The sequence below is a fragment of the Micromonospora sp. M51 genome, assembly GCF_018070305.1.
GTDB classification, from domain to species: Bacteria; Actinomycetota; Actinomycetes; order Mycobacteriales; family Micromonosporaceae; genus Micromonospora; species Micromonospora parva.
The window spans coordinates 1-7134 of the sequence record NZ_JAGPXZ010000285.1; the positions used below are offsets into that span (position 1 = coordinate 1).

Consider the following 7134-nt stretch of genomic DNA (forward strand, 5'->3'; position numbering starts at 1 on the left):
GGTGGTGACCGGGCGGAGTTCCGCACCGCCGCCCACGCCACCCCCTCCGGTACGCGCCTGTTGCCGATCAGCACCGACGCCGGACGGGCCGAGCCTGATCGTCACCGTACCGTCGGCGAAGCCAGGGGGTGTGTCGGTCCGGGCAGCGGAGCCGGACTGACGTGGGGGGTCGGGGCGACGGCCGACGGCGACGGGTTCGCCGGGCCGGGCCGGCGGGTCGGTACTGCGGGTGGCGTGGGGGTGGGGGCCGGCACGGACCGGGTGCTGGTCGGCACGGCGGTCGCGGTCGCGTCGTCGGTCGGCGTGGGTGTCGGGTCCGGCGTCGGGTCCACCGTCAGTGTCGGGGTCGGATCGGGGTCGGCCGAGCCGGTCGGGCCAGGGTCGGTGGGGTCCGGGTCGGGCGGATCGGTGGGATCGGTTGGGTCGGTGGTGGGCTCGGTCGGGTCCGGGTCCGGGTCCGGGTCCGGCGGATCGGTGGAGTCGGTGGGGTCCGGGTCCGGCGGGTCGGTCGGGTCGGGGTCGTGGGGCGGCGGAGCGACGGGCGGGGGTACGGGCGGCGAGGTGCCTCGCGTGGGTTTCGGCGCGACGGGCGGAGCGCTGGTGCGCAGGTCCGGCCCGGGATCGGCGGCGGCGGGTCCGTGCGCTGGAGGTCGTGGGGCGGCGGTCAGCCAGCCGCTGGTCGGGCCGACGCTGGGCGTGCCGAGCGGCGGAGGCGGCGGTTGGCTGGCCATCGGCAGCGGGATCACCACCGGCCCGACGGAAGGGGTCGGGATGAACGGGGTGCTGCTGTCCGGCAGGGCGGTGCTGCCCGGGGTGGCCGAGCCCGCGCTGATCGCGGCGAGGATGGGCATCGACGCGGTGCCGGCCAGCAGCGCGACGGTGAGCAGGTAACCGCGGGTGGGGCCACCGGCGCTGGGGGCACGGTGAACGCCGACCACCCCGCGATAGCCGCCGGCCGACCGGTGCCGACCAAGTGCTGGTGCGCCGGGACCGTCACCTGGCTCGTACACCGCACACTCCTTGTCGTCGGGTCGTCGTCGTCGGGTCGTCGGGTCCTTGGCGGGCGCGGACGGAAACCGTCGGGTCAAACCCGACAATTCACCCGATCGGCGCGATCCTGCGGGAATCAGCCTCGCGCAGTCACCCTCCGTCAGCCAACCTCCACCGCGTGTCGACACGCGGTGCTGGCCGAACGGTGACGATTCATGCCGCAACGCCTGGGAGACGCGGGCCGTCACGATGGCGACAAACGGCGTCAAAGCAGGGTCGGTCGGAATGCGGGGGCAGGCGTACTGTGGGCGCGCTCACCTGCTCTGCGAATATGGAGCACGACGGCAACGCAGCCGTGACCTCCGCGCACCCTCGCGGCAGGCGCGGCCCGGCGCCGGCGCTCCCCGATCCGGGTTCGGCCAGAACCCGGTTCACGCCGTGCGGCAACCCCCACCGGGGCTAGGCGCGGCCGCCAGGAACCGGTCCGGCAGCAGCCGGGCAGGCGCACGAGTTGCGTGGCCGGGTGACCCCCCGGTGCCGACGCAGACACGACAGGGAGAGACCGATGGCAAAGGGCGACCCCGGGGGCACCACCCGCAGCAGGCGGGCCGCACCCCGCTCCAGGAAGGGCACGGCCGGCGACCCCGCGCTGGTGCAGCTACTCACCCCCGACGGCGAGCGGATCGACAGCGCCACCGGGCCGGACGGCACCGAGTACCGCGTCGACTTCACCGACGAGGAGTACCGCGGGCTCTACCGTGACCTGGTGCTGGTCCGGAAGCTGGACGCCGAGGCGACCGCTCTCCAGCGCCAGGGCGAGCTGGGCCTCTGGGCCAGCCTGCTCGGCCAGGAGGCCGCCCAGGTCGGCTCCGGGCGGGCGCTGCGTGCCCAGGACATGGCCTTCCCGACCTACCGGGAGCACGGCGTCCTCTACTGCCGGGGCATCGACCCGATCATGCCGCTCGGCCTGTTCCGCGGCGTCGACCAGGGCGGCTGGGACCCGAACGAGTTCAAGTTCAACATGTACACGATCGTCATCGGCGCGCAGACCCTGCACGCCACCGGCTACGCGATGGGCATCACCATCGACGGCAAGACCGGCACCGACGACGGCGAGGCCGCGATCGCCTACTTCGGCGACGGCGCCACCAGCCAGGGCGACGTGAACGAGGCGTTCGTCTGGGCCAGCGTGTTCAACGCGCCGCTGGTCTTCTTCTGCCAGAACAACCAGTACGCGATCTCCGAGCCGCTGGAGCGGCAGACCCGGGTCCCGCTCTACCAGCGGGCCGCCGGCTTCGGCTTCCCCGGCGTACGGGTGGACGGCAACGACGTGCTGGCCTCGTACGCGGTCACCCGCACCGCGCTGGACAACGCGCGGCTCGGGCAGGGGCCGAGCCTCATCGAGGCGTACACCTACCGGATGGGCGCGCACACCACCTCCGACGACCCGACCCGCTACCGGATCGCCAGCGAGGTCGAGGCATGGCAGGCCAAGGACCCGATCGCCCGGGTCAAGGCCTTCCTGGAGAAGCAGCAGATCGCCGACGCCGGCTTCTTCGCCGAGGTCGACGAGCAGGCCCGCCGCGAGTCGGTGCACCTGCGCGAGCGGGTGCTCGAGATGCCGAACCCGGAGCCGGTGACGATGTTCGATCACGTCTACCCCAACGGGTCTCCGCTGCTCGACGAGCAGCGCGCGCAGTTCAGCCGCTACATGGAGTCGTTCGAGGGGAGCGCCCACTGATGGCCACGGAGACGCTCACCATCGGTAAGGCCCTCAACACGGGTCTGCGCCGCGCCCTGGAGAACGACAGCAAGGTCATCATCATGGGCGAGGACGTCGGCAAGCTCGGCGGCGTCTTCCGGATCACCGACGGGCTCCAGAAGGACTTCGGTGACCAGCGGGTCATCGACACCCCGTTGGCCGAGTCCGGCATCATCGGCACCGCCGTCGGTCTGGCCATCCGCGGCTACCGGCCGGTCTGCGAGATCCAGTTCGACGGCTTCGTCTACCCCGCGTACGACCAGATCGTGTCGCAGGTGGCGAAGATGCACTACCGCTCGGGCGGCAAGCTCAACATCCCGATGGTCATCCGGATCCCGTTCGGTGGCGGCATCGGCGCGGTCGAGCACCACTCCGAGTCGCCGGAGGCGTACTTCGCGCACACCGCCGGCCTGAAGGTGGTGACCTGCGCCAACCCGCAGGACGCGTACGTGATGATCCAGCAGGCCATCGCCTCGGACGACCCGATCGTCTTCCTGGAGCCCAAGCGGCGCTACTGGGAGAAGGGCCAGGTCGACCTGGACGCGCCGCTGTCCGACGCGTACCCCCTGCACTCCGCCCGGGTGGTGCGGCCCGGCACCGACGCCACCGTGCTGGCCTACGGCCCGATGGTGCGGACCTGCCTGGACGCGGCGACCGCCGCCGCCGAGGACGGCCGTGAGCTGGAGGTCATCGACCTGCGCTCGCTCTCGCCGCTGGACCTGCGGGCGGCGTACGAGTCGGTGAAGCGCACCGGTCGTGCGGTAGTGGTGCACGAGGCGCCGTCCAACATCGGCCTCGGCGCCGAGTTGGCCGCGCGGATCACCGAGGAGTGCTTCTACTCCCTGGAGTCGCCGGTGCTGCGGGTGACCGGCTTCGACACCCCCTACCCGGCCGCCCGGGTGGAGGAGGAGTACCTGCCCGACCTCGACCGGGTGCTCGACGCCGTCGACCGCACCTTCGGCTGGTGAGCGGCATGTCCCGGATCAAGACGTTCAACCTGCCCGACCTGGGCGAGGGGTTGACCGAGGGCGAGATCCTGGCCTGGTTGGTCAAGGTCGGCGACACCATCGAGCTGAACCAGCCGATCGTCGAGGTGGAGACCGCGAAGGCGGCGGTGGAGATCCCGGCGAAGTGGGCCGGGCAGGTGCAGGCGATCCACCACCCGGAGGGCAGCACTGTCGAGGTCGGTACGCCGATCATCGCGATCGACACCGACCCGGGGGCCGGCCCGCTGGAGACGCCGTCGACCACTGCCACGCCCAGCGGTGACCTGCCCACCCCGTCGGCGGCTTCGCTGGCGGCGGTGGAGGTGGCACCGGCCGAGGGCATGGTCGAGCCCGGTCTGATCGGCGGTGCGGCCCCTGGTGGTCGCACGGCGGTGCTGGTCGGCTACGGCCCGCGTACCACCGCCGCGAAGCGCCGCCCCCGCAAGGGCGCGGTTCCCGCGCAGGCCGTGGCCGCTCCCGCACCGGCTGCGCCGACTGCACCACCGGTGGTGGCTCCGGCCCGCAACGGGCAGGCCGCGCTGACCGGTGGTGGCGTGCTCGCCAAGCCGCCGGTGCGCAAGCTCGCCAAGGACCTCGGGGTCGACCTCGGCACGTTGACCGGGTCCGGGCCGCTCGGCTCGATCACCCGGGAGGACGTGCAGCGGGCGGCGAACGGTGCGACCACCGTCGTTGCCGAGCCGATCGCGGCGACGACCGCGCCCAGCTTCGGCGCCGACCGGGAGCAGCGCATCCCGGTCAAGGGGGTTCGCAAGCTGACCGCCGAGAACATGTCCCGCTCGGCGTTCACCGCCCCGCACGTGACGGAGTTCCTGACCGTCGACGTGACCCGGGCGATGAAGGCGCTGGACCGGCTGCGCGGCCGGCGGGAGTGGCGCGACGTACGGGTCTCGCCGCTGCTGCTGGTGGCGAAGGCGGTGCTGCTCGCTGTGCAACGGCACCCGATGGTCAACTCGACCTGGGCGGGCGACGAGATCGTGGTCAAGGAGTACGTCAACCTCGGCATCGCGGCAGCCATCGAGCGCGGTCTGATCGTGCCGAACGTCAAGGACGCCGGCCGACTCTCGCTGCGGGAGTTGGCGGACGCGCTGACCGATCTGGTGCAGACGGCGAAGTCCGGCCGTACCTCGCCGGCGGCCATGTCCGGCGGCACCCTGACCATCACCAACGTCGGCGTGTTCGGGGTGGACACCGGCACACCGATCCTGCCGCCGGGTGAGTCCGCGATCCTGGCGTTCGGCGCGGTGCGGGAGATGCCCTGGGTGCACAAGGGCAAGGTCAAGGTTCGCCAGGTCACCACGTTGGGGTTGAGCTTCGATCACCGGATCATCGACGGTGAGCTGGGTTCGAAGTTCCTGCGGGACGTCGGCGACTTCCTCACTGATCCGGAGGCGGCGCTGCTCGCCTGGACCTGATCGTTCGCGTCACCAGCCACGGCCGGTGTGCCACGGGTTAACGCCCGGCACACCGGCCGTGTCCGTTGGGCGACGGAAACGTCGGCCAGGAGCCCCGTTGACCTTTGATTGTTAGGCAGGTGTCTCAGCTCACCTAATAATCGATGGAATTTTACCGGCTTCTGCTGTTGAATAGATGCATCAGGGGCTGACAACCGAATAGCTAGGGGGACCCACCAATGAGCATGATCGAGCGAATCCGCAACCACCGCGACGCCACCCGCCGCGCCCGTGCCATCGAGCACGCGCTGCGCTCGGCGAACTCGCCGGCGGTCCGCGAGGAGATCCTCGTCATCGCCCAGCGTCACATGAGCTGACGCTCCACGACATTCCTCACCTCCTCCAGATCGATGGCCCACCCGGCCCACCGGGTGGGCCATCGGCGTTCAGCCGCCACCCACCACCGGGATTCCGCCCTGCCGCAGCGCCCGGTACGGTGGGCTTCGGTCGCCGCCCGCCGACCCGGCAGAGGCCGAGCCGACAGAAGCTGCTCGACACCAACCGGCCACGGTGAGTGACGGCCAGTGCTCCTTGGACGTGTCGTGCCACCACCCGATACCGTGCGGGGAGCCGGCACAGCGGTACGCCGGTGACGCCGGCAGCCACGCCGAGGAGACCGATCGGCACCGGCGAGCCGACATGTGATGGAGGAGGCGCACCCATGACGTCCGAGGGCCCGCACCGTTCCGGCCAAGAGCCGGACGAGGTGTCACCGGGCGCCGGCGGACCGGCGCCGTACGGCGACCGCCCGGCGCAGCCGGACAACGGCCAGAACGCCGCCGGCCCCGACCTGGGCTGGGCACCCCCGCCCCCGACACGGCCCAACCCGTCGGCGCCGGCATGGGCGACCCAGCCCGAGCAGCCACCGGCCCCCGCCTGGGGTGCCGCCGCTGCTCCACAGTCCAACGACCCGGCACAGCCCGCCTGGGCCGCTGGCGGTGGCGGGAGCGAACCGCCGCAGCAGCAGCCCGGTGCGTGGCCCGGCAACGACGGTGCCCCGGCTCCGGCGCAGCCCGACCCCTGGGCGGCGCAGCAGCAGGGTTGGACGCCCGCCGAGCAGAGCTCGCCCGCGCCGACCTGGACCCCGAGCGCCCCCGCCGAGCAACCGGACTGGGTGCAGGTCCAGCCGGCCGCGCGGGGCGCCGCACAGGTTCCGCCGGCCACCGCCGCCTGGCCCGCCCAGGAGGACCCGGCCGCCGGCTGGGGTGGCGCGGCGCAGCAGACCAACCCGCCCGCCGCCGACTGGCGCGGGGCCGAGTCCACCCAGTCCGACGCACCGCAGTCCGCCGCCTGGCCCGGCGGCGCTCAGCAGGAACAGGCCACCGGCAACGGCGGCTGGCCCGCTGGCGGCGCCCGGGACGACCAGCCGGTGTGGACGCCGGCCGAGCAGTCGCCACCGGCCTGGGGCCAGCCCGCCGAAGCAACCGAGCAGCCCGCCCCCGGCTGGGGTCAGGCCGCCCAGCCGAACGCGGCCCGTGGCGCCGCCCAGGTCCCGGCCCCGACGACGACCTGGCCCGCCCAGGACGACCCGGCCAACTCCGGCGGGTGGGCCGCGCAGCAGCAGGCGCAGCCCGCAGCGTGGAACGACGGCAACGACGCGCGGCAGGACCAGCCCGCGCAGCCGACCCCCGGGCAGCCGGCCGCCTGGGGCGGTGCCGAGAGCCGCCCGCAACAGCCCGACTGGGTGCTGTCCCAGCCCGAGCAGCCGACCGAGCGGCCGGAGCAGGCAGCGTGGACCCCGCCGGAGCCGAGCAACCTGCCCGCCCGGGCCAGCGCCAGCGTGCCCACCAGCGGCGGCGCACCCAACTGGGCCGCCAGCCCGGACAACGCCGCGCAGGGCAACTCCGGCGCTGTGGCGGAGGTCGAACCGTGGGCGCCCGGTGAGGTGTGGGGCCGCGCGGAGGCCGAGGCTTCCGCCCAGGCC

General features: G+C 73.1%; 5 protein-coding genes and 1 pseudogene. 5 read left to right on the forward strand and 1 reads right to left on the reverse strand.

The window, feature by feature from the left end; all coding sequences use genetic code 11:
- Positions 1-101: 101 nt before the first annotated feature.
- Positions 102-1010 carry a hypothetical protein gene (locus KBX53_RS16750; RefSeq protein WP_210860251.1) on the reverse strand — a complete coding sequence of 303 codons (909 nt, stop codon included), beginning with the start codon at positions 1008-1010 and terminating at the stop codon, positions 102-104.
- 545 nt (positions 1011-1555) lie between these two features.
- Here KBX53_RS16750 and pdhA point away from each other — a divergent pair.
- The 5 genes and pseudogenes from pdhA to KBX53_RS16775 form a co-directional block, all read left to right on the forward strand.
- On the forward strand, positions 1556-2731 hold the full coding sequence (gene pdhA, locus KBX53_RS16755) for a pyruvate dehydrogenase (acetyl-transferring) E1 component subunit alpha (protein WP_030332072.1): 1176 nt from the start codon (positions 1556-1558) through the stop codon (positions 2729-2731).
- On the forward strand, positions 2731-3720 hold the full coding sequence (locus tag KBX53_RS16760; RefSeq protein WP_030332070.1) for an alpha-ketoacid dehydrogenase subunit beta: 990 nt from the start codon (positions 2731-2733) through the stop codon (positions 3718-3720). The genes pdhA and KBX53_RS16760 overlap by 1 nt, the downstream gene beginning before the upstream one ends.
- A gap of 5 nt (positions 3721-3725) precedes the next feature.
- Positions 3726-5171, forward strand: a complete 1446-nt coding sequence (locus tag KBX53_RS16765) for a dihydrolipoamide acetyltransferase family protein (RefSeq protein WP_210860252.1) — start codon at positions 3726-3728, stop codon at positions 5169-5171.
- A gap of 218 nt (positions 5172-5389) precedes the next feature.
- A complete protein-coding gene (locus KBX53_RS16770) occupies positions 5390-5527 on the forward strand; it encodes a hypothetical protein (RefSeq protein WP_165435866.1) in 138 nt (45 codons plus the stop codon).
- A 344-nt stretch (positions 5528-5871) separates the two neighbouring features.
- Positions 5872-7134, forward strand: a pseudogene (locus KBX53_RS16775) (hypothetical protein); the annotation flags it as partial.